This is a genomic window from Kothea flammea (assembly GCF_052161645.1).
Classification (GTDB): domain Bacteria; phylum Planctomycetota; class Planctomycetia; order Pirellulales; family Pirellulaceae; genus Laterigemmans.
In genome coordinates this window covers 3058960-3081227 of the sequence record NZ_CP197414.1, presented here as the reverse complement: position 1 = coordinate 3081227, position 22268 = coordinate 3058960, and the positions used below count along the sequence as shown (strand labels likewise).

General features: G+C 55.7%; 16 protein-coding genes. 6 read left to right on the top strand and 10 right to left on the bottom strand.

From position 1 onward, the window contains the following. Positions 1 to 24 precede the first annotated feature (24 nt). The 3 genes from SH139x_RS11795 to SH139x_RS11785 all read right to left on the bottom strand — a co-directional run bounded on the left by SH139x_RS11795 (position 25) and on the right by SH139x_RS11785 (position 3461). Positions 25 to 936 (bottom strand): SGNH/GDSL hydrolase family protein, encoded by a 912-nt coding sequence (locus SH139x_RS11795; RefSeq protein ID WP_488355412.1) that lies wholly within the window; start codon positions 934 to 936, stop codon positions 25 to 27. A gap of 100 nt (positions 937 to 1036) precedes the next feature. Further along, complete coding sequence (locus tag SH139x_RS11790) at positions 1037 to 1600, bottom strand: glutathione peroxidase (RefSeq protein ID WP_488355411.1); 564 nt, start codon at positions 1598 to 1600, stop codon at positions 1037 to 1039. Between the two features lie 265 nt (positions 1601 to 1865). Then, positions 1866 to 3461 carry an MFS transporter gene (locus SH139x_RS11785; protein ID WP_488355410.1) on the bottom strand — a complete coding sequence of 532 codons (1596 nt, stop codon included), beginning with the start codon at positions 3459 to 3461 and terminating at the stop codon, positions 1866 to 1868. A 252-nt stretch (positions 3462 to 3713) separates the two neighbouring features. Between SH139x_RS11785 and SH139x_RS11780 the strand changes: the two genes are divergently transcribed. Next, a complete protein-coding gene (locus tag SH139x_RS11780) occupies positions 3714 to 4337 on the top strand; it encodes a nitroreductase family protein (protein WP_488355409.1) in 624 nt (207 codons plus the stop codon). Between the two features lie 45 nt (positions 4338 to 4382). Here SH139x_RS11780 and SH139x_RS11775 read toward each other — a convergent pair whose 3' ends face one another. The 3 genes from SH139x_RS11775 to SH139x_RS11765 form a co-directional block, all read right to left on the bottom strand. Beyond that, entirely contained in the window at positions 4383 to 5570 is a 1188-nt protein-coding gene (locus tag SH139x_RS11775; protein WP_488355408.1) for an HD domain-containing phosphohydrolase, read from the bottom strand. Between the two features lie 379 nt (positions 5571 to 5949). Next, positions 5950 to 7974, bottom strand: coding sequence for a hypothetical protein (locus SH139x_RS11770; protein WP_488355407.1), 2025 nt, complete (start codon positions 7972 to 7974; stop codon positions 5950 to 5952). Between the two features lie 170 nt (positions 7975 to 8144). Next, positions 8145 to 10331, bottom strand: coding sequence for a multiheme c-type cytochrome (locus tag SH139x_RS11765; RefSeq protein WP_488355406.1), 2187 nt, complete (start codon positions 10329 to 10331; stop codon positions 8145 to 8147). Between the two features lie 304 nt (positions 10332 to 10635). On the opposite strand from SH139x_RS11765, the gene SH139x_RS11760 reads away from it, so the two are divergent. From SH139x_RS11760 to SH139x_RS11740, 5 genes are all read left to right on the top strand, one after another. Then, entirely contained in the window at positions 10636 to 11136 is a 501-nt protein-coding gene (locus SH139x_RS11760; protein WP_488355405.1) for a hypothetical protein, read from the top strand. Positions 11137 to 11284: 148 nt separating this feature from the next. Further along, positions 11285 to 11875 (top strand): adenine phosphoribosyltransferase, encoded by a 591-nt coding sequence (locus SH139x_RS11755; RefSeq protein WP_488355404.1) that lies wholly within the window; start codon positions 11285 to 11287, stop codon positions 11873 to 11875. Next, complete coding sequence (locus SH139x_RS11750) at positions 11875 to 13341, top strand: excinuclease ABC subunit UvrC (RefSeq protein ID WP_488355403.1); 1467 nt, start codon at positions 11875 to 11877, stop codon at positions 13339 to 13341. The genes SH139x_RS11755 and SH139x_RS11750 overlap by 1 nt, the downstream gene beginning before the upstream one ends. Before the next feature lie 146 nt (positions 13342 to 13487). Beyond that, positions 13488 to 14870, top strand: coding sequence for a GTPase HflX (gene hflX / locus SH139x_RS11745; RefSeq protein WP_488355402.1), 1383 nt, complete (start codon positions 13488 to 13490; stop codon positions 14868 to 14870). Positions 14871 to 14947: 77 nt separating this feature from the next. After that, positions 14948 to 15739, top strand: a complete 792-nt coding sequence (locus tag SH139x_RS11740; RefSeq protein WP_488355401.1) for an SDR family NAD(P)-dependent oxidoreductase — start codon at positions 14948 to 14950, stop codon at positions 15737 to 15739. A 208-nt stretch (positions 15740 to 15947) separates the two neighbouring features. Here SH139x_RS11740 and SH139x_RS11735 read toward each other — a convergent pair whose 3' ends face one another. The 4 genes from SH139x_RS11735 to tilS form a co-directional block, all read right to left on the bottom strand. Beyond that, on the bottom strand, positions 15948 to 16283 hold the full coding sequence (locus tag SH139x_RS11735) for a tetratricopeptide repeat protein (RefSeq protein WP_488355400.1): 336 nt from the start codon (positions 16281 to 16283) through the stop codon (positions 15948 to 15950). A gap of 150 nt (positions 16284 to 16433) precedes the next feature. Further along, positions 16434 to 19118: a pyruvate, phosphate dikinase gene (gene ppdK / locus SH139x_RS11730; RefSeq protein ID WP_488355399.1), complete on the bottom strand. Its 2685-nt coding sequence runs from the start codon at positions 19116 to 19118 to the stop codon at positions 16434 to 16436. 417 nt (positions 19119 to 19535) lie between these two features. Then, positions 19536 to 20477 carry a leucine-rich repeat domain-containing protein gene (locus tag SH139x_RS11725; RefSeq protein WP_488355398.1) on the bottom strand — a complete coding sequence of 314 codons (942 nt, stop codon included), beginning with the start codon at positions 20475 to 20477 and terminating at the stop codon, positions 19536 to 19538. 80 nt (positions 20478 to 20557) lie between these two features. Next, positions 20558 to 21775 (bottom strand): tRNA lysidine(34) synthetase TilS, encoded by a 1218-nt coding sequence (gene tilS, locus SH139x_RS11720; protein WP_488355397.1) that lies wholly within the window; start codon positions 21773 to 21775, stop codon positions 20558 to 20560. Positions 21776 to 22268 lie beyond the last annotated feature (493 nt).

Genomic DNA, 22268 nt, shown 5'->3' with positions numbered 1-22268 from the left:
CCACGTAAACATTAGGCTGGCCGACTAGCGTTTGCTGGCTTGCTGGGCGCTGTTCCAAATCGCTTGCTCGGCCGATTCCACCAGTGGCTCAAAACTAGCGACCTCAGGTGCGTTATTTCCTTGTTCGTGCTTGCGGAAGAGGAACAAGTAAGTCTCATTCATGGGCCGGTGTCGATGAAAAAACAAGGCATTCTTGGCGGCCACTTGCTCGGACAAAGCCAGATAGCCAGGTTGCTCGGCAGCCGCTTGGATCACAATAACCGGTTGCCCCAACAAATCGGCGGCCAATGTTTGACCGAACTTACGTTTGCCCGCCACACTCAGCCTCAAACCGGCCTGATCAAAGGCATCCTCAGTCAGTGAGCGGCCTGAATCGAGTACCGCAGCCTTCAATTCGGCTGCCACTTCAGCAACGATTTGCCGACAGCTTCGCATGTGATCCGCGTAACCTGGGGTGCGCACACCGGGCAGCTCAAAGGGTTGCAAGAAGACCAAACGAATTTGCCTCTCTTGCAAATCCTTGCCGAGCCGCAACAGGGCCGGTTTGAAAGCCGCCACGCCGCCCTCACCTTGGCTCGCTTCCGCCCAACCATAACCAATCAAGGCCACCGTCGGATCCGCTTTGCTCACATCAGCAAATAACCTGGCGTAGCCGTCAGCGGTCGAGCCAAACACACGCCGTGCGGTACCGCTGGCATCGTCACCCGACCATCCTAAGTTCCGAAAAGGGACTCGCAATTCGGGGCGCGCAAGCGCGAGCGAGGCTTCGCAATCGCCCTGAAATTGTAATGACTCCACCAAGGTACCGCCGATCAAGGCCAAACGATCTCCCTGCTTAAGCAACGGCTCGGCAGCGTGGAGCGAGGATGTTCCCAAGCCCAGTGCCATACCAAACAACAAAGTCCAAGCGGGCAGGGATAACGAAGCGTGGTTCATGATCAGCGATTCCGAAAAACGAGCGTCGCACCTGGGCCTGTTTCACGATATGGAAACCGAGAAACAGGCGTCAAAGAAGCAGCACGGGAAGAGCGAGTGCCTAGAGTTCAGCCTCGATAGCTTTAATCAAAGTAGCGTCAGAGGGCGCAGTCCTGGGGCTGAAACGCCCAACCAATTGGCCGTCGCGATCGATCAAAAATTTCTCAAAATTCCAAGTGATTTTGCCTTGCCCGGCGGGCTTCGCGTCCTTTGAAGTGAGATACTTGTACAGCGGAGTTGCCGTATCGCCATTCACGTCGATCTTCGCGAACATCGGGAATGTCACGGAATACTTGGAGGTGCAAAACTCCTTAATTTCCTCTTCGGTGCCCGGCTCTTGTCCACCAAATTGGTTGCAAGGGAAAGCAAGAATGACAAAATCTTTGTCCTTGTAGGTCGTGTACAACTCTTGCAAACCTTCGTATTGCCGGGTCAGCCCGCACTTGCTGGCAACATTGACGATCAGCACCACTTTGCCTTCGTACTGTTCCAGATCGACTTCCTTGCCGTCAATCGTGTTCATTTTGAAATTCAGCGCGCACTCGTGATCATCCGAGTCCGCCGCATAGCTCGACGCTGCTGTCATCGCCAAAGCCCCAACCAATAAGTAAACGGCCAATTTCATCGTAGTAACCTCAAATCTTGGGAAAGGGTGTTTCATTTTGAACCTGACGAAAATCAGCAGTCGTCTTACCGCCGGAGGCAATGCTCTGGAGTTTTCGACTGCGACTTTCGCGTAAGTTCTTGAATACCCCTCACCGACAACAGTGAGGGGCATCACGATCGATCGATTATAGCGAGCGAGCAATGGGCCGCGGAGTGTTTACACCGCGGCGACACGAAACCAACCATCCAACCGACCGCGAGGCGGTCGTGTGGCAAACGGGAAACTAGTACGCGGTAGCCTCGACTTCCTCGGGGTGATCCTCGCCAGAATCGGGCGGCGAGGGACCTGCGTGAGCGGCCGAGTCGTAAATGTCAACTGGTTTGTAGCCGCCAATCAGCGCGTAATAAATGAATAGCCCCAAAAAGCCGACCGACATTGCAGCCGGGATAATGGCCGTCCACCAGAGGGCCTGACGGCCGCCATAGATATTGGCCTCTTGAACCTTGGGCACATCCTCAGCGGCCGAAGCGAGCAATACTGTTTTGACTTCGGGGTCAATCAGCTTTGCTTCCTCGATCGGCTTCAGGCTGGACAGTTCTCCACCTGGCAACACATCGATCGAGTTTGCGGCCGATAGGCGTTCTGGGATAATTGGCTGGTACTCGTAACCCCAAGCCACTTCGGGAGCATCCTTCGCGTAACGCTCAAACGTTTCCGGAGCTTCTGTTTTCAGCCGCTCCGACATCGCGTAACCTTGCTGAGTACCAATGCGAGGCCCCGCAATTTGGCCAACCGTCAACATCCCAGCGGCACCAAGCGCGCCCATCGCGACCGAGCCACTTTTCGGATAGCGTTCGCCGGCAACTCCCAACATGGTCGGCCACAGGAAAGCTTTGCCCAGGCTATAGAAGGTAGCTGCCACGAAAATCATGAATACGGTTTGAATCGGTGAACTCAACCAAATCAATCCCAGGCAAGCGATCACCGAGCTGGCCAACAACAGTCCGATCGGATTCAAGCGGTGCACGATTGGCCCCGCAAAAAACCGCAAGATAAACATCAGGGCCGAGGTGTAGACCAACACCAAGATAGCGTTCGGCAAAAAGTTTTCCATCAATTTTGCCATCCAAGAATCGACCCCTAATTCCATGTAGCCGATCAAAGCGTGCAGGACGATCAAGACCAAGAAGGGAATGGACGCAAAGCAAGAAAAGACAACCGAGAAACCCTCTTTGCTTGATTCGCCCATCGTTGGCGGAAATTTCACAGGCAACGCCATGATGCCGTAAATCAATACGAAGACCACAAAGAAGGCCAGCGATACTTGCCAAGCCAAGGGCACAAACCAGGCGTCATCCCCCAGAAAACCAGCTGCGAAAACGCCGCCAATAATCATCCCGGCGGGCCAGCCGGCGTGCAAAATATTCAAGTAATGCGTTTTCGCATCAGGATAAAGCTGGGCGATCAAGGGGTTAATGACCGCCTCGTATAGCCCCTGGCAGATGGAGAAAACAAAGGCACTCCAAAACAACAAACTGAAGACGTTTGCCGTGGCAGTCTCGGGGTTCGACTCTCGCCAAATCGCAAACATTGGGCTGGCGGCGAATAACATCAGACCGCTGAACAAGTGCAACAAAAAAGCCAACACCAACAGACGCTTATAGCCAAACCTCTCGACTAAAATGCCGCCGAAAAAGATCATCAAGCCGAAACCGAGAAAGCCAGCCCCGAGAATCTGGCCAAATTGACCACCCTCAAGACCAAATTCGCTTTCCCAAGCCCCGCCCGCTGCGGTTCGAGTGGCGAAACCGACGCCCGACGCGACCAGCGTCAGGAAGCTGGCCCACATCAGCCTAGTGCGGGCGAATGGAACGTCCATTTTGAACTCCACCAAAAAGTCATTAAGTGATTGCGAACGGAGCGGCCAATCCCGATACGGTGCTGGGGTTGCCGTTAAAGTACTTGCAGTGGGAGTATAGTTGTCCCTGGGCCCCAGTGTAAACGATGCTAAGCGATTCGTTTTCAATCATTTGCCCTAGCCGCCCACTGAGCTGTCCCATAATCACGGCTGGGCGAAGCCTGCCGGCACAGTCCAATAGCTCACATCACACACATCGGACCTGAACAACTGATGGCTAATCAAGCATCCTCTTTGCCCCCCGGCGACGCGTCGGCTAACATCTTGCCGACAATCGGCCAGCGTTGGAGTCCCTATCGTTTCCTCCCGCAAATCGTGGAACAGGAGAAATTGACGCGGTGCCTCGAGGCGGCACGCTGGGCGGCCAGCAGCTACAACGACCAACCCTGGTCATTTCTACTGGCCAAACGCGAGAATCTTGGGGAATTCCAGCAAGCGTTGGCCTGCCTCTTGGATGCCAATCGAGTTTGGGCGGCAAACGCGGGTGTGATACTGCTGACGGTGACGCGAACCACCTTTCGCCAGAACGGCAAACCCAACCGCGTGGCCCTTCATGACTTGGGGGGGGCCACCACCAGCCTCGCTCTGCAAGCAACAGCTGAGGGATTGCAAGCCCACCAAATGGCAGGAATCAATCTCAGCCAAGTCCGCTCGGCTTACAAAATCCCCACAGGATTCGAGCCGCAAACTGCGATCGCCATCGGTTACCCCGACGAACGTCCCGCGGCCAGTGACGATCCACTTGCCGCGCGCGATAACCAAACCAGAGTCCGCTTGCCGCTCAGCGAGCTGGTGTTCGCTGGCGAATGGGGAACAAGTGCCAACCTGGACGGTTAGCTATCAAACGCTATCCCCAATTGGACTCAGTATCCCCAGCCAGACTCACTGCATGGCGGGCGTTAGGCAACTCGCCAACAATGGTTCCTGGAACGTTGGAAAGAATGATTTACCCGACACACAAGGCTCGGCAAACGCTTTTTGAATCCGACAGAATTCCTCATAGTGATCGAGGAACACATCGGCGATCACAGGATCAAAATGGGAGCCGCGCCCATTGATGATTTCATCTCTGGCTTGGTCCGAAGTCCAAGCGGTACGATAGGGTCGGTCACTGGTCAACGCATCGAACACGTCAGCGACCGCGACAATTCGAGCTGGCAACGGAATCGCATGGCCAGCCAGTCCAGTCGGATAGCCAGTCCCATCCCAACGCTCATGATGATATTTGGCAATCACCGCGCCGCAACGCAGAAAATGGGTCAGCGGAAAATGCCTCACCGCCTCACCTAAAATTTGCGATCCAATTTCGGTATGACGTTTCATGCATGTCCATTCCTCAGCCGTCAATTTACCAGGCTTCAACAACACGGCATCAGGAATTCCCACTTTGCCAATATCGTGCAAAATACTCAACCGACCGATCGCCAGGCTCTCCTCATAAGTAATGCGATAATGCTTATCAGCATGATCAACCAAGGCGGCGGCCAGCACGGTGCAGTACTGACTGATTCGCATCAAATGGTTGCCGGTATCGGTATCGCGTGTTTCGGCAACTTTGGCGAGCAGAAAGATCGAGGCATCTTGAATCGAACGTTGCTCATCACGACGGTTCGCCATGATCTCCGCGACTAATGAATCGGTCTCCGCCAACTCATTCGAGAAACTGTTAGCCGCTTTGCGAGCATCGAGTAAATTGCAATGGAGTTGCACACGGGCCAGCAGAACGGCAGCGGAAACAGGCTTGAGCAGATAATCGTCGGCACCTTGCTCGTAAGCCAACCGCAGATCATTGGTGGTGTCGCGTCCCGAGATAATGATGACCTGTGACTGCTGAGCGGCGGGAATCGTCTTTAACCTGCGACAGAGTGAAAACCCATCAGGTCCAGGCATCTCAATATCGAGCAAAACAATGTCCGGACGAAATTCCATGAACCGCTCGAAAAGATCGATCCCGTCGGAAAGCTCCGAGAGCTGAAAATGCTCACCTAGGATTTTGCTGGCAACGCGGCGAATGGCACGATCGTCATCAACAACGAGAATTCGTTTCTCGGAATGCTTGGAAATATCCACCGATTTTGCCCCTAGGGGTTTGGACTATTAAATTTGGTAATTGGTGAGGGCAATGATCACACACAACATCCGCATAACCGTTAAACGGGAAATATGCAGACTAATCATACGCAATCATTTCCGCTCGAAAATTCATAACAGGCAAGCGGGGCAGCCATGCCAGCTACGTAAACTCTTAGCCATCCTAGTAAACGTCAGGTAAGACTCCGTCGGGAAATAACTTACATGGCGTCATTCAAAAAAACGTTAGCACGAGGAAAATGTCGCTGGTGTGCAAAAGATGGCTTTTCACGGGATTCCGCAGGATGAACAGGTACAAGAACCTCCGGCGAACGCCCCGAAAGACCGAAACGGCAGGCGACATCGCGTGGACAGGCAGTTAAAATTTGTAGCGAAATTCAACACGACCACCATAAACGTTACGATCGTGTTCGCGCCAGCCCATCATGGTATCAAACCTCAATATCGTGCGGTGCGACAATGGCATTTGATATCGCGCACCGAGACCGTACTGATTCCCTAACGTGACTCGGTTGGCAGCAGCACCATAGGCTTGGACGATCGCCGCCTCCAAAACCAGTTGCCGTTCCAGCGAAGCGCCGATCAAATTCACCCCGATAGCGCCGCCAAAAGTGTTAATCGCGGTCGGGTCGAGCGTGGGAAATCCATTCAGACCATCGGTCTCAAAATTGATCCCCACATTTCGCAAAATGCCCCCCGCCAGCCCGTTGCGAGCCAGCGATTGCGGGCGGCCCCAGCCGTAAAATAAATTGCAATAGGGAACAAAGGTCAACGGAGAAGCAGTGATCCAGTTGCTTTCGACCAGCAACACACCACCATCTGCCGTGCGATCCGGTTTCTCCAGTTGCTGGCCAGCATTCACAATCAACCGCACGCTGTTGCCGATGCGATCAAAATAGCGGCGAGTGAAAGAAACAGTGGCGTTATGATAGGTGCGGCCCAGCCCTATGCGATCGTAAACATAAGCGTAACCAGTCTCAATGTAGCCGCCGTAGGCTTCGATAAACCAAGCGGTACCCAACGCTTGACCGGCGTGATTGTCCTGTCCAAAGGCTGGGCTGTTCAATTCGTCAAAAATCGCAAATGCCGTCGCATCAAAGTTCGACCACTTCAACAGCCTGCTGTGCTTGGCATTCTGAGCGACGGCGATACCGGTGACCGCATCGTCCATCCATATGCCATTTTGGTAGAACAGCGGAATTAAGCCGGCGGCGATCGGCATATCAAACTCTGCGGGAACGTCCGAGATCCCTCCCAGCATGTATCCCAAGTCCCCTTCAAAAAAACCAGTCACCAGGTTGGGATTGAATACCGGTTCAAACTCTAACCTTCCATCTTGCAACCCAACTTGAGAAAACTGGCCAACGTTATTGAGTGGTCCCACAAAAGCGTGGAAACGCTCGGTCGAGGTTATCGCCAAATCCATTTCTAGATTCAGTCGAGCTGCCAAATTGTCGGCTCTTCCCAATTCGTTTCTTCCGGAACCGACTCCCATTCGGTAGTCACCGTAAAGATAGAATGAAGGATGCGTAAGGTTGAACTCGCTGAAAATGGTTCCACCCGGCGGCAACATACCGTTGCCATAAAAAGGCCGCCCCCATTCAATCCAAGGACGTTGCACAGGTACCGGATAGCGATCGTCATACACTTCTTCCGCGTTAGCAACCGATTTCCAATCAGCCTCCAAGATGGTGGTCGTGGGGGCGAACCCCATCGCCCTGCTCATCGGCAACACGCTATCAAACTGAACGGTATCCAGCGGCTTGACAGGGGGCAGCGGCCTGACTTTCGGAAGCACTTGACTGGGCGGAAGCGTTCGGATCGAGGGCAACTGACGCGGCTGAGCGGGCATGCCGGACTGAGCGGGCATGCCGAACTGAGCGGGCATGCCGAACTGAGCGGGCATGCCGGGCTGAGCGGGCATGCCGGGCTGAGCGGGCATGCCGGACTGAGCGGGCATGCCGGACTGAGCGGGCATGCCGAACTGAGCGGGCATGCCGAACTGAGCGGGCATGCCGAACTGAGCGGGCATGCCGAACTGAGCGGGCATGCCGGGCTGAGCGGGCGAGTTTGGATGGACCGGTGTGGCGGGCTGCCGACGGGGGTCCGAGGAAGTCTTCGCATCAGGGTATTGCTCGACGAACCATGCTGGTGGCTGCTGGGCGTTGGTCGGCTGTCCACCCCGCCACAAGCAACAAGAGCCAATCCCCAGCAACATCCCCAGTCGCCACAGCCGCCTTTGTTTCTGACGTGTGGCCCGCTTTGGCCGCAATCTTCCCGCGGGCTGCCCCTCGTCACCGTCGCGCACGATCACCGGCGCACGTTTGGACAATGCCAACGCGCTTGCAGCGGAGAAATCGGTAGACGGCTGATGTTCAGACATGGTTCTTAATGGCTGCCTTAAGCGATAATCCTTCGCATGTTTTTGTTACCCACGATGGCGTTAGCCGCGGTTCTCGTTAGCCGCCTTTTGGCGCTAGCCGCGGTTCTCGCGCTGAACTGAACTAATCCCTGCAACAAAACGGTGGCTAGCGCCAAAACCGCTAACGGACTCTACTGGACGATGAAATGATATGATTTTGGGTGAATATCTAGTATTTGATGGTTCATGCGATTGATCATCTCCGCAGTGGAACCGACAAACCGCATAAAGTATGAGGGTTCGACGCGACTGCGCAGTCTCACATCCAGACGATATTGACCACGCATAGTGATCAATCCCGCGGGCACTCGATACTTTGCTTGGCGATGATCAAGCGCAGGAATCGAATGAGCTTCCATGCGAATCAGCTGCGGGTGGTTCAGTACGCTGACGGGAACATTGGCTGGGCGAAAAAAGGGAATTTGATCAACGTCGACATTGACGGGCAGTGGCAACTCGCGATCAGTGCCTTTGACGTTAGTAATCAGAAATTTGGTTTGCAGATTAAACAGCTGCGAATCACGCGGCACGATGCCGTTGGCAACATCCTCGGAATTCATATCCGCCAAGTCACCCTGAGTATCGAGGTAACCAGTTTCCCAAACAGTTTGCCCCAATGGATTCACCAAAGCTACGTTCAACCAGACCTGTGGTTGGGCCCCCAGCGACCCGGTGGGCAAATTGTGGCCATCGCTGCGATTATGAACCACATAGTGGAATGCCAACGGTTTGCCGACGCTGGCTTGCGTGATAAATGGCCCTGTAATATCAGCGCCAGCTTCCATTGCCGCGATCGAGCCAGCGCGAGCTCGAGCTAGCGACTCGAGACGTTTATCAATCACTCCGCGAGCATCGCGGCGTTCATCGGCGTTGTCCCAAGGAGATGGAAAGCGAGGGGCCGCGCCCGGTTGTGCCCCCTCCAGATCGTAGACCGCCCTCTCGAAGGCTTCGGTTCCCCAGCCCGCTTGCCAATCGAAACGCAACCATTCTCGCGGACTCCAACGCTCTCCTTTTTCGTCGACCGGAAATAAGCCGGGATGAGCGATCGAATAACCTGGCCCCCAGGCCATATGATTTGAATACTTCTTCGGCTCGCCAAATGGTTTACCATTGATTTCCGCAATCGGGAAACACTCATACCCATCCGCTTTACCCGGCACCGCTCCGAAATGACACTGCTGACAAGTAATGCCTCGTTTGCGGGCCGGACTGGCGTTGTACTGTGAATACACCACCTCCAACCAAATCCCAGGATGCACGGCGACTTGATGACACGACAAACAGAAATCGCTCCGCGAGATGGTCGCAAATTGGATCGAACCGTTATGCATCGCTTGGCCAGGCCCGGTATCGCTCGCATCCAATTTTAGTTTCAGCTTGTCCTTCTGAGCGATTGCCTCGCGAACCCCCGAGCCGTCACCACCGCCAACAATCGGTTGATGAATATCGCCCGGTTCAATGCGGCGATGCCCGTGCGTTTTGCCATAAGATTCTACGACGCGATGACAAGCCACACACGTGATGCCCTCGCGGACCACGGCCGGCGCGTCGAGTACCGATTCAAAGCGGGGGATCGATGCTTGCGTTGCCACCGGCGCGTGACAACGCATACAGAAGGCGCCCACGGTACCTTGAGAAAGCACCGTCAACGTTTGCTCAAATCGCTGGAACATCGGCGAGATCGTGGCATAGGCATGCGCACTGACTCGCCAATCCTCAAAATGACGCGGGTGACATTTTGCACAAGTCATCGCCGAGGGATATTCAGACTCCAAGAAAATCGCCCGATGGGGATCCTCCGCTTCCGCGCCGTCTGCCCCACCAGTCGATGCTGCCGTTGTTGCTGCCGGATAACTCCGGTGGCCAACCATCTGGGTTGCAGCAGTGTGCGGCGAATTAAGGTGCGGTGAAGATATATGTGGCGACGTTGGATATGGCGAAGTGGGGTGTTGTGAAGCTGCATGTTGTGAAGGCAAGCCGCCATTCAACCGGGCTGGGCCAACATCAGCGGCTTGGACAGCCTGTGGGGCTTGCCAAGTATCAAGGCAACCGGGTGGCAGCATCGCTTGAGCCGCAGCCGGTATGTTCGGAATCTGCTGGGCGTCGGCGGGGCGTCCAAACGAGCTGTTGGCATATGCTTTGATCGCTGCCTCCGGCATGCCAGTGCTTTGCGCCCGCGGCGAGTCAGCTCGCTCGGAGAACCAAGCCGGCGGTCGCGGAGACTGGGCGGCAGACGGAACAGCTGTCAGGGTGACAATCAACAAGGAACCAAGCAAGACCGTGGTCAGCAATTGCAATCGACAGATTGAAGCTGGCATGGCTAAAGCTTTTCGCTGGAGGTTCGGGATGACCAGTTACTACCCTCACTAATGGATCGACAGTCACACACTGGATTGCCAGTCTCATTAAGGAAATCAACAGGACCGTATTAATCGGCACAGCTTGCCGCGGCCCGCGCCGCGGCAACGTATTGCAAACATCACAACCGGAAAAGTCGCCCAGCGGTATCGACACGGTTGACAAAAAAATCAACCGAGTTGAAGACTTCCCCCACGCACCCCTCAATCACGACTTAGAGTTTGCTGCAGAGTTCCGTCTAATCTAAAACCGGAGTCTGTAGCCGTGAGTGAAGATACTGCGAATCGCGATTTCTTTCGCTGTCCGGTGCAAGCGGAGCAGGCAACTGCGACGATCAAGTGTGGCCTACGCCGCATCCCCGTGACGCTCCGCGAAACCTCAATCGATGGTTTCACAGTCGTGGTCGCCGCGCGCTACGCGGGCCAGCTGCGAGTTGGCTCCGCTTGGACATTGATCACCAAATCAGAGCGAAACATCGTTCACGGTGAATGGATTTTCATGTCCCCTGAGGGAGCGTTGCAGTTGGGTCTGAGACGCATTCAAGACATCACACCAATCGCCCAACCGCGTGGCAGTTGGCTGCCACGGTTTTTATCAAGACGCCAGAGTAAGCACAGTTCGCCAGAGATTTTGTTTGTCGGTGTGATTCTCATCATCATCATCGCCCTCAGCAGCCCTGGCATGGGGGACACGTTTGGAACGGCCTCGAAGATTCGACGCTTCGTTACCGAAGTGATCGGAGCGATCCGCAGCTTCATTCCGTAATGCCCTGCCAACGCGGAAGGCGAGATACGCCAGGCATTCCCACTGGGGGAGTAAGCAATTTTCCTGTAAAACTTGGGATAGGCCTTTCGTGCTGCCTGACGATAATCGTGCGTCTCGTACATCACGCGCTCCACAATCGGGAATTTTGATGACTGGAAAGCAAGCAATTGACCTGCGGAAATTTATTCGCGACATCCCAGACTTTCCCTCACCTGGAATCCTCTTTCGAGACATCACCCCTCTGCTGGCCAACGTCGACGCTCTGCGTTTAGCCTGCGAAGCAATGGCCGAGCCTTTTCGCGACTTAAATATCGATGTCGTTGCCGCGGCCGAAGCCAGAGGCTTCATTTTTGCAGCCCCTGTCGCAATGGCCCTCGGCGCCGGCTTTGTGCCTATTCGCAAGCCAGGAAAGCTGCCCTTTGATCGCCATTCATTCCACTATGACTTGGAATATGGCAGCGACACTTTGGAAGTCCACATCGATGGCGTCGAAAAAGGCCAACGCGTGCTCGTTGTCGACGACTTGCTGGCGACGGGTGGAACTGTGGAAGCTTGCTGTCGGCTGCTGGAACGCTCCGGCGCCGAAGTGGTTGGCTGCTCGTTTTTAATTCACCTAGTCACCCTGGGTGGCCACGCGAGGTTAAACCCCTACAGCATCCGCAGCGTATTGGAATATGAAGACTCCGACTCGGAAACCGAGCTGAGTGTTCAAAATCGTCAACCTGGCCCCCCCATTTAATGACCGCAGAGCCTATGAGCACGGATGGTAGCCCCCCGGAGACGCCTTCAGACGTAGCGGAGACGCTCGACAAGGACGCACAGGGCGAGCAGGTTGGCCGAGGCGAACAGGATGACCTGGGCAGAGACAGCGAGCACAATTTTGATCCGCAGTTTGGCTTTAAACGGGCGGCGGCCAAGGTGCGAGAGTTTCCGCAGACGCCAGGCATCTACCTGATGAAGGATACGGCGGGTCGCGTGATCTACGTCGGCAAAGCAAAAAATTTAAGAAGCCGGGCGGGCAGTTACTTTCTCAAGGCGGCAGCCACAGACGCGCGGACCGCCGAATGGATTGGCGAAATTGCTGATATCGATTTTGTCCCCTGCGATAGCGAAGTCGATGCCCTCTTGATGGAAGCGAGGCTGGTTAAGGATGTGCAGCCAAAGTTCAACAAGGATCTTAAAGACGACAAAAGTTTTCCTTATCTGATGATCACCACGCACGAGGAATTTCCACGTGTCGAAGTGACCCGCACGCCGCGCGACCGGGGCGTCAAACTCTATGGCCCCTTCCCCAGCGCCGGCGCGCTGCGAGGTGCCATCCAAGTGATGCAGAAGATTTTCAAATTCCGCACTTGCAGCCTGGATATTCAATCCGACGACGAGCGTTGGCGGTGGTTTCGGCCCTGCCTGCTAGCGAGCATTAACCAGTGCACCGCACCTTGCAACCTGCGGATCAGCAAAGAAGACTACCGCCGCGATATCAAACGCTTGCGAACTTTCCTGGAAGGTGGCAAAACCCGCCTGCTCGGTGAACTAAAGCGAGAAATGCAAGCTGCCAGTAAGGCTTTGGAATTCGAGAAAGCAGCCCGCGTGCGCGATGAAATTCGCATGCTCGAACGACTTGACGAACGTGGCGACTTAGAATCGCACGCCCAGCCCGAAGTCTTTTACATCGACCCTAAAAAAGGTTTAACAGGACTAAAGAAAGTATTGGGTTTAGCGGAAATTCCTCGCGTCATCGAGGGCGTCGACATTGCTCATTTGGGAGGCGGCGAGACTGTGGCCAGCGTCGTCCAGTTCATCGATGGCTTGCCCTTCAAGCCTGGTTACCGACGTTATCGGATACGCGATGTCCAAGGTGTCGACGACTATCGAAGTATTCACGAAGTCGTTTCTCGCCGCTTTCGCCGGCTCAGCGATAACCATGAAACATTCCCAGATTTGCTGCTGATTGATGGCGGAAAAGGGCAACTCGCAGCTGCCTTAACGGCTTTCCACGATCAACAAATTGAGCCGCCCAACTTAATTTCGCTAGCGAAACGCGAAGAAGAAGTCTTTCGCGTTGGGCAATCCGAACCGCTGCGACTCTCCCGGCACGCCTTCGCCCTCCGCTTGCTGCAGTACGTTCGCGATGAAGCCCACCGCTTTGCCCAGCATTACCACCACATCCTGAGGGGCAAGTCGACTTTTGACGAAACGTCGTGAACTCGGTACCCCAACGCGCTGTCTCGACCTTATAATGGGAGGTGAGGCGCCACACAATTCGCTGGTGCCTCCACCCACAGCTTTTTCGTTTTGTTAGATTTCCCAGGCAATTATTTGCGATTCTCCCAGGGAGGAATGCCCTTATCGTGCGAGATGAACAACGTGTCCAAGGCGTGGCCAGCGAACGTAGCGTGCTTGTTCGCTTACTAACCTCCGATCGTCCGCTGGAAGAACATCCATTGCGTGAGCTGGAAGGCTTGGCTCGAACGGCCGGCACCAGTGTCGTGGGCGCAATGACTCAGCGTCGTGACACCCCCGATCAAACCACTTTTCTCGGCAAGGGCAAGGTCGGTGAGCTGCGCGAATTGATTGAAGAGAACGATGGCGATGTGGTCATTTTTGATAATGATCTGTCACCCGCGCAAACTCGGAATTTAGAAAAAGCGATTCATACGAAAGTTATCGATCGCACCGAGTTGATTCTCGACATCTTCGCATCGAACGCGAGAACGTACGAAGCAAAGTTAGCGGTCGAGTTAGCCCAGCTAGAATATTCGCTGCCGCGGTTAAAGCGGATGTGGACGCACCTCTCACGCCAATCGATGGGCGTCGGCATGCGGGGGCCGGGTGAAAAGCAATTGGAAGTCGACCGCCGTTTAGTTGTGAAACGCATCCACGATTTACGTAGCGAGCTTTCCAAAGTGGAGGAGCGCCGGGAACGTCAAGTTCAAAGTCGCAAAGACATTCCCACCGTCTCGTTGGTGGGCTATACCAACGCGGGCAAAAGCACATTGATGAATGCGTTAACTGGCTCGCAGGTGGAAGCGGCCGACAAACTGTTCGCCACACTCGATACCCGCACGCGACGCTGGAATCTGACCAACTGGGGTAACGTCCTGCTCAGTGACACCGTCGGTTTCATCCGCGACTTGCCACACAAGTTGATCGCCAGCTTCAAGGCGACGCTGGAAGAAGCCAGGCAAGCCGATTTGTTGCTGCACGTGGCCGACGTCAGCAACCCGGCTGTGCTCGATCAAATTTCCGCCGTCTACGCGGTGCTGCAAGAAATTGGCATCGAAGAAAAAGACGCCGTGCTAGTGCTCAACAAAGTCGACATCGCTGCTTCCAAAGAGCTGATCGGTCGCGTGCTCGAGCGGTACCCGAATGCGATACCGGTTAGCGCGGCGACGGGACAGGGCTTTGCCCAGTTAGCTGCCGATGTGGCGGCCGCTTTGGCTGCCGAGTTTTTCGATTTAGAGGTCGATGTCGATCCATCCGACGGCAAACTACTGGCTTACCTCGCCGCCAAAGGCGAAGTCATTAGCCAAGATGTCAGCGAAGAACGGATCCGTGTGCACGTTCGCATGCCAGCCAGCGCGATGGGCGAAGTGCAACGGCGAGCAAAATCGATTCAGCCCGCGCAAGCCCCGCAGCAACTCACGCTGGACGAACCACCGGCCGCTGCGCGACAAATCGATGAAGACGTGCTACCCAACGACGATGGCTCCCTGAGCAGCGAAGTCGCTTAGCTGCTTGGACCACCTTGAAAGCTGGCTGAGAAGCTCGCTCCTAATTTCACGCACAGCAAACGTTACGGGCAAACGATATGACGCGTTGGGAACCGAATGGTGCCACTGCTATCGTCACGGGAGCATCGAGTGGGATTGGATATGAGTTGGCATTGATGCTGGCTCAACGGGGTGCGAACGTGGTCGCCGTCGCCCGTCGCGAATCGAGACTCCAAGGTTTGCTGGAAAAATCGCGAGACAGTCCCGGGCGTATCGTCAGTTTTGCCGGCGATATTACAGACCATGAAATCCGCTGCGGGGTCATTGCCTGCGCTAGAGACTTGGGCGAGAGCAAACTTGATCTCCTCGTCAACAACGCGGGGGTCGGCGCGTTGGGACCATTCGCCGAAGCCACCCCGGAACGCCTGCGACGTGTCATGGAGGTCAATTTTTTTGCCCCGGCTGAATTAACGCGACTGGCGATTCCGCTGCTTCGCCAAGGACGTGACGCCGTGTTGTGTAACGTGGGCAGCGTGCTGGGACACCGTGCCGTACCCAACAAAAGTGAGTACTGCGCCAGCAAGTTCGCCTTGCATGGTTGGTCCGATGCGCTGCGGGCAGAGTTGGTCACAGATGGGATTCAAGTAACCCTGGTCAGCCCCAGCACCACGCAGAGCGAATTTCTGGAGGCTGTGATCGATACCGACGATGGATTCAACTCGAGAGCCTTCGGCAGTTGGTCAGCGCGTCGCGTGGCCCGCGCAGCGTTGGCGGCAATCTTGGCCAGGCGAGCCGAGGTGATCCTCAGCTGGGGCGGTAAAGCATTGGTCTACGGAGATCGCCTAGCCCCGCCACTAATGAATTTGTTACTCCGCCGCCCGCCGGCCTAAAAACCCGCTGGCCTAAAAAGCCCATCAGCGGGCGGTCCTTTTTAGCAAACGGTGACGTCAGGCAACGATTGCGTCTGATACGGGGTATAATCTCCGACCGTCGCTATCGTTCATAACGCTGGCGGGTTGGTTGGGAAGCGAACCCGGGACGGCGAAATTGTCGGGCGGCCCCAAAATGGTAGACGTATTTTCGGTGACTTGAACCGGCTTACCGGCCTTGCAACGCGTGCGCTTGGGCCATCGCATCCTCAGCCATTTGAATATACATCTTATCCTGGGTCCCAGCCCATGCTTTTTGGCAAGTGACGCTCATCGCCGTGTAGTTAAAAGATTCTTCGGGCTCAAGTTCGCAGGCCCGCTTGCTATGCTCGACCGCCTTGAGATGTTCGCCAAGCTTGGTGTAGACGCGGGCCAAAGCGAGATGCCCCAGCACGAAACTGTCGTCTTCTGCGACGATTTTCAGCAACGCATCGAGCGCTTCTTCGTTCTGCTCTGCGTCGATGAATTTTTCAGCTTCGTTGTAGGCTGCATGCGGGTCATTCATGTTCAGTTCCGAGCAAGTGGTGGATTAAAAACGAACAGGGGACGACATCATCGATATCGTCCCCTGATATTTTGACTGTGGAGCCGGCCAGCCAAAGTACTCACCAGGGGAGTATAGCCAGCCGACTGAAACAATTTTTACCGTGGCGGATTACTTGGTCAAGGCAGCTTGAGCGGCCGCCAAGCGGGCGATCGGCACCCGGAAGGGGCTGCAGCTGACGTAGTCCAAACCAACGGTGTGGCAGAACATGATCGATTTGGGATCACCGCCATGCTCGCCGCAAATGCCGCACTTCAATTTCTGCTTGACGCTACGTCCCTTGGCAACGGCCATCTCGACCAATTGCCCGACGCCGGTAACGTCAATCGACTGGAATGGGTCGACCTCGAGCACGTCGTGCTTGAGGTAGTCCGGTAGGAAGGTGTTGACGTCATCACGGCTGTAACCAAAAGTCATTTGCGTGAGGTCGTTGGTCCCGAAGCTGAAGAAGTCGGCGAATTCGGCGACTTGATCGGCCGTCAATGCCGCGCGGGGAATTTCGATCATCGTCCCGATCGAGATCGGCAACTTGTCGGTAAACTTCTTGGCTTCCTTGACCGAAGCAATCTTCTCTTCGACCTTGGCCCGCAGCATTTTCAATTCGGCAGCCGTGCCGACCAGCGGAATCATGATCTCGGGCTCCGCGCCGATGCCCTTCTTGGTGCAAGAGATGGCCGCTTCGACAATCGCCTGAACCTGCATTTCCAAGATTTCTGGATACGTCACGCTGAGCCGGCAACCACGGTGACCAAGCATCGGGTTGGACTCGTGCAGTTGCTCAGCACGCGCCTTGACCTCAGCGGGCTTAAGCCCCAACTGGTCAGCCATTTCTTTCTGCGACTTCGCATCGTTGGGAAGGAATTCGTGCAACGGAGGATCGAGCAAGCGGATGGTCACGGGCAGGCCCTTCATCGCCCGGAAGATGCCTTCAAAGTCCTTGCGTTGGAAAGGCAGCAAGTGCTTCAGCGCTGCGCGGCGATCCTCTTCGGTGGTCGCCAGAATCATTGCTCGCATGAACCCAATGCGATCTGCATCGAAGAACATGTGCTCGGTGCGGCAAAGCCCGATACCTTCGGCACCAAACTCACGCGCCCGCTTGCTGTCGGCCGGCGTGTCAGCGTTGGTGCGAACTCGCAACGTGCGGAACTTGTCAGCCCACAGCATCAATTGACGGAAATCGCCAGCCAATGCAGGTTCTTGAGTTTCCACGGCGCCGAGCATGACTTCACCGGTCGTGCCATCGAGACTGATCGTGTCTTTGACACCATACGTCTTGCCACCGACGGTAATCTTTTTTGCCTTAGCGTTGATCTGAACTTCGCCAGCACCCGCCACGCAGCACTTGCCCCAACCCCGCGCGACAACCGCGGCGTGACTGGTCATCCCACCGGTGCTGGTCAAAATCCCAGCCGCGGCGTGCATGCCGTCAACATCTTCAGGACTGGTTTCCTTCCGCACCAACAAAACTTTTTCGCCAGCTTCGGCACGCTCTTTGGCCTCTTCGGCGGTAAACGCCAACTTACCAACAGCCGCTCCGGGGGAGGCGGGCAAGCCGGTGGCCAGCGTTTCCGCAGCGTTGCGAGCGGTCGTCTTAAAGCTCGGCAACAACAGTTGAGTCAAATCGTTAGCCGGTACGCGAAGCACTGCTGTCTTCTCGTCAATCAACTTCTCTTTGACCATCTCAACGGCAATCTTGACCGCCGCGACTCCCGTTCGCTTGCCAGTTCGCGTTTGCAGCATGAACAACTTGCCACGCTCAATCGTGAACTCGATGTCCTGCATTTCCTTGAAGTGAGTTTCCAGCTTGTCCTTGATCGCCAACAGTTCTTTATGAACTGCCTTGTTCCACTTGGGCATTTCGGCGACCGGCAGGGGCGTGCGGATTCCGGCTACCACGTCTTCGCCCTGAGCGTTGATGAGGAACTCGCCGAAAAACTTATTCTCGCCCGTGTTCGGGTTCCGCGTGAAGGCCACGCCAGTTCCCGAGTCATCGCCCATGTTGCCATAGACCATGCTCTGGACGTTGACGGCCGTGCCGAGCAATCCACGGATACCTTCGATCTCGCGATAGCGAACCGCACGATGCGTGTTCCACGACTGGAAGACCGCTTCGATCGAAAGCTGCAGCTGCTTGGTCGGGTCCTGAGGAAACTCCTCGCCAGTGTGCTTGCGATAGACTTCCTTGTAAGCGGCGCAAAGCTCGATCAGACCTTCGGCAGGTACGTCGGTGTCTAATTCGACGTTGTACTTCTTCTTGATCTTGTCGAAAGCTGCCTCAAATTGATGGTGATCCATGCCCATCACCACGTCGCCAAACATGTTGATCAAACGACGATAAGCGTCATAGGCAAAGCGTGGATTGGAGGTCGCTTTTGCCAAACCCTCAGTGGAGACGTCAGTTAGCCCCAAGTTAAGAATCGTGTTCATCATCCCGGGCATGCTGACGGCCGCCCCGGAGCGAACGGAGAACAGCAAAGGATTGGTATCGTCACCAAACTTTTTGCCCAGCTCCTTTTCCAACATGGCAACCGCCACGTGGACTTCGTTCATCAAGCCCTGAGGCAATTTCTTGCCGGCCTTATAATACTTGTCACAAACCTCGGTGGTAATCGTGAAACCAGGAGGGACCGGCAGACCAATCGAGGTCATCTCGGCCAAATTGATTCCCTTGCCGCCCAACAACGGTTTGCCAAGCCCACGGCCTTCGGTCTTCGTCTGGCCGAAATAATAAACCATCTTGTCAGTCTTGGCGGCCGCTTGTCCGGCGGCAGTCTTGCGACGGGCTGTCTTTGCCATAAATCTTCCCTCGGTATCCAATTAAATGTGCGGTTAGTGGGTGGCTGCCGTGCGGCGACGCATGCCCCAGCAAAGATTCGTCAGCAAAGACCCGGCCCGCGACGCGAACGTCGCTGAACAAAGGTGGCTGAACAATCGGAGCTGAACAATCGTCTTGCCCGCCCAACCCCTGCGGTTACGAGCGGCTCTCACAGCAAACTTCACATCGAAGCGAGTCGGTTGGCGCGCAAAATCTTCGCGCGCACGCAATTACAGTAGCCTCGAAAGCGGCGAATGTAGAATGCCTACGGCACAGCGTCAATGACGCCACGCCGCTGTGGACAGCCTGAGTGCGACTTTTTCGCCAAAATGAGCCGCCCAGCCCAACTGCAGGCCAGCAGGCCACCGCGGGGCAGAACAACCAATTGGGCAGAACGCTTACTTCAGCAAAACATCGACGCCGCAGGAGCGGAGTTGGTCGAGCTGCGCACCTAACGCTTCTTGACTGAGCGGATTACCTCGCAAATACAACTCAAGATATGGCGCAAATCGCTTTTCACCCTCCACGTCCGCACGGCACATTTCCACCAGCGGCGTGAGATCCTGAATCTTATTTTCACGCGCCAAGATCATGCTCAGCTTTTTCAGCGGTCGCAGTGCTTCGAGCGAAGTAATTTGATTGCGATCGAGATCCAAATGGGTCAACCAGCCCAGCCTGCCGATCGGTTCCAACTGGCCATCCTCCAGCGAATTGCCAGCCACATCGAGCGAGCCGATTTTGCTCAACCCGGCGATCGGTGCCAAACTCTCCAGCTGGTTGTTGGCTAACCACAATGAACGCATGTTGGTCATCTGCTCCAAGGCAGCCAAGCTCTTCACTTGGTTCCCCCCCAAGTTCAGCAGCTGAATTCCAGCCAATTTGGCCAACGGGGCAATGTCTTGGATCTGGTTGTTCTCAAATTCAATGCTCATCAGCCGCTCCAAGCCGGCGATCGGCGTCAAGTCGCTGATCTTGTTGTCAGAGAGGCGGATCAGACGCAACGACACACAATGCTCCAGTCCGGTCAAATCTTCAATCCCTTTGCCAATCGCTTCGACCCGTGAAATATCTTTCAAATCGTCGATCGTCAGCGGTTCCGTATTGTTTCGCTTGGCGTACACCTCGGCTCGCAAAGCCGCCTCCAGGGCCGGATCGGGAACCAGTTTGGCCGGTTCTGGCGCCGGTTCTGGCGCCGGTTCTGGCGCCGGTTCTTCAGCCGGCTTGGCCTCCTCAGCCGGCGGCTCTTGAGCGAACCCGAGAGAGCCACTTTGACCAAGTGAAACTGGCAACAAGAGAAAGCAAATCGACAGCAGCGAGGCGATAATAAATCGGCAAGTCATGATCAAAATGCTGTGGGATAGTGGAAAGGTGGGTAAAGAGGGGGGAGTTGCAGCGACCAGAATCGCTCAACTCCATTAGCTTAATCGCGACGTAAGCGTTCGACTACCACCAACCCCTCACCCCGCCGCTTCGCTCGCAAATTTCCAGGCAAATTCAACGACTCGAGTGGCGTCTCTAGTGGCGACGCTGGGGACCGCGGCGAGCTCGCAGGCGTGATCATCCGCACCAACTTATCCCAGTGCTGCTGGGTCATTCCGCCACGAGCCCAGCCACGTTGATCCCAGGCATTCGCCAACGCAATCACCAACACGCTCGATGTCGGCTGGCTGTCGGCTGGCCAGCGAATCTCCAGCCGCTGGTCATCCGCGGTCGGCAAAAACAACACCTCAGCCAATTCCGCACCCCGCTGCTTCAAATCATCGACCACAGCCGCTTGGGCAGTCACGGCTCGCAAAATTGCCGCTTCCGCGTGCGGATAACGACTGGTGATCGTGGGCAACAATTCGTTGCGAATCCAATTGCGACTCCAGTGCGAAATGTCGTTGCTCTGGTCGTGACGCCAAGGCTGGCCGATCGCTTCTAGCAGCTTGCGCAGCTCGGCTCGCCGCACCCCCAGCAGCGGTCGTGCGATCACAGCCTCAGCTCCGAGACCGCGGAACATTGGGATCCCGGCCAAGCCCGCCGGTCCGGTGCCGCGAAAAAGCTGGTGCAACACGGTCTCAATCGTATCGTCAGCAGTGTGGGCCACAGCCACGTAACGAGCCCCCAGGGCATGGGCTGTTTGCTCCAAAAAATCATATCGCTGGTGCCGCAGCGACTCTTCGGATACTTGACCACCAGCGCCCACTGCCTGCCCGACACCGGCTGCCTGCCCGACGCCCGCCGCCTGCCCGACAACGCAGCGGAGCCCGAGGCGCTGGCAAGTCGCTTCGATGAACTGTTGATCGAGCTCCGAAGCGTACCCGCGGAGCCGATGATTCCAGTGAGCCACCACCAACTCGCCCTTGAAATCACCCCGCAAATCGCCCAGCCTGCGCAAATCACCAACTGATCGCTCGGCCGCCCGATTCGCCTCAGAAACGCTGCTATTGCTGGGCGGAAATTCTTCTCGGTGAGAAAAATATTGCGGGCGATAAAAGTAATGCAGCAGTCTCAGCAGAGCGATGCTGTCGGCCCCGCCGCTGACTGCGACCAGCGTGGTTAGCGGCAAAAAATTGGCCGGCGCCCAGTTTTGACCAACCTGATTGGCGATCTGCACCAACAACTTGTGGGGCTGCGGAGTGGGGTTTGGCATCATGAAATGGGGTGAGTGAACGGGGAATAAGAGGCTTGTTGCAGTCGACGTTTACCCGGGTCCCGCTTTCCCCAGCGTGGCGTGTTTGCTACATTTAGGCTGCAAAGGCCGGGTAGCGGCTTAGATTCTTAAAAAGATCTCATCTCTTTCCGGCACAACCCTCACCGCCGGTCTACTTGTTGGCTAGTTTTACGTTGGTCGGGCAAGAGCAGCGGTGATTTTTTCCGTTCTGAATTTTAAAAGTAACAGACACCACCCGGGCTGCCGAGCGCCGTCGTGAACGTGTTGCGGTGAAAATCCGAACATCCAGGCGGATGTAGTTTTCTTGTGACTGACCTTTGGCTTGGACCCAAGGCGCATGCTGACTTTGACCGTCATCTATTGGTGTTTACTGATGTTCGCAGCCATTGCCTGCGTGCCATCGGTCGGTGTCAGGCGAAACGCCAGGTCGTTCTCGTCGGTCGTTGGAAGCACCGGAAAACTAAGTCTGTCGGGA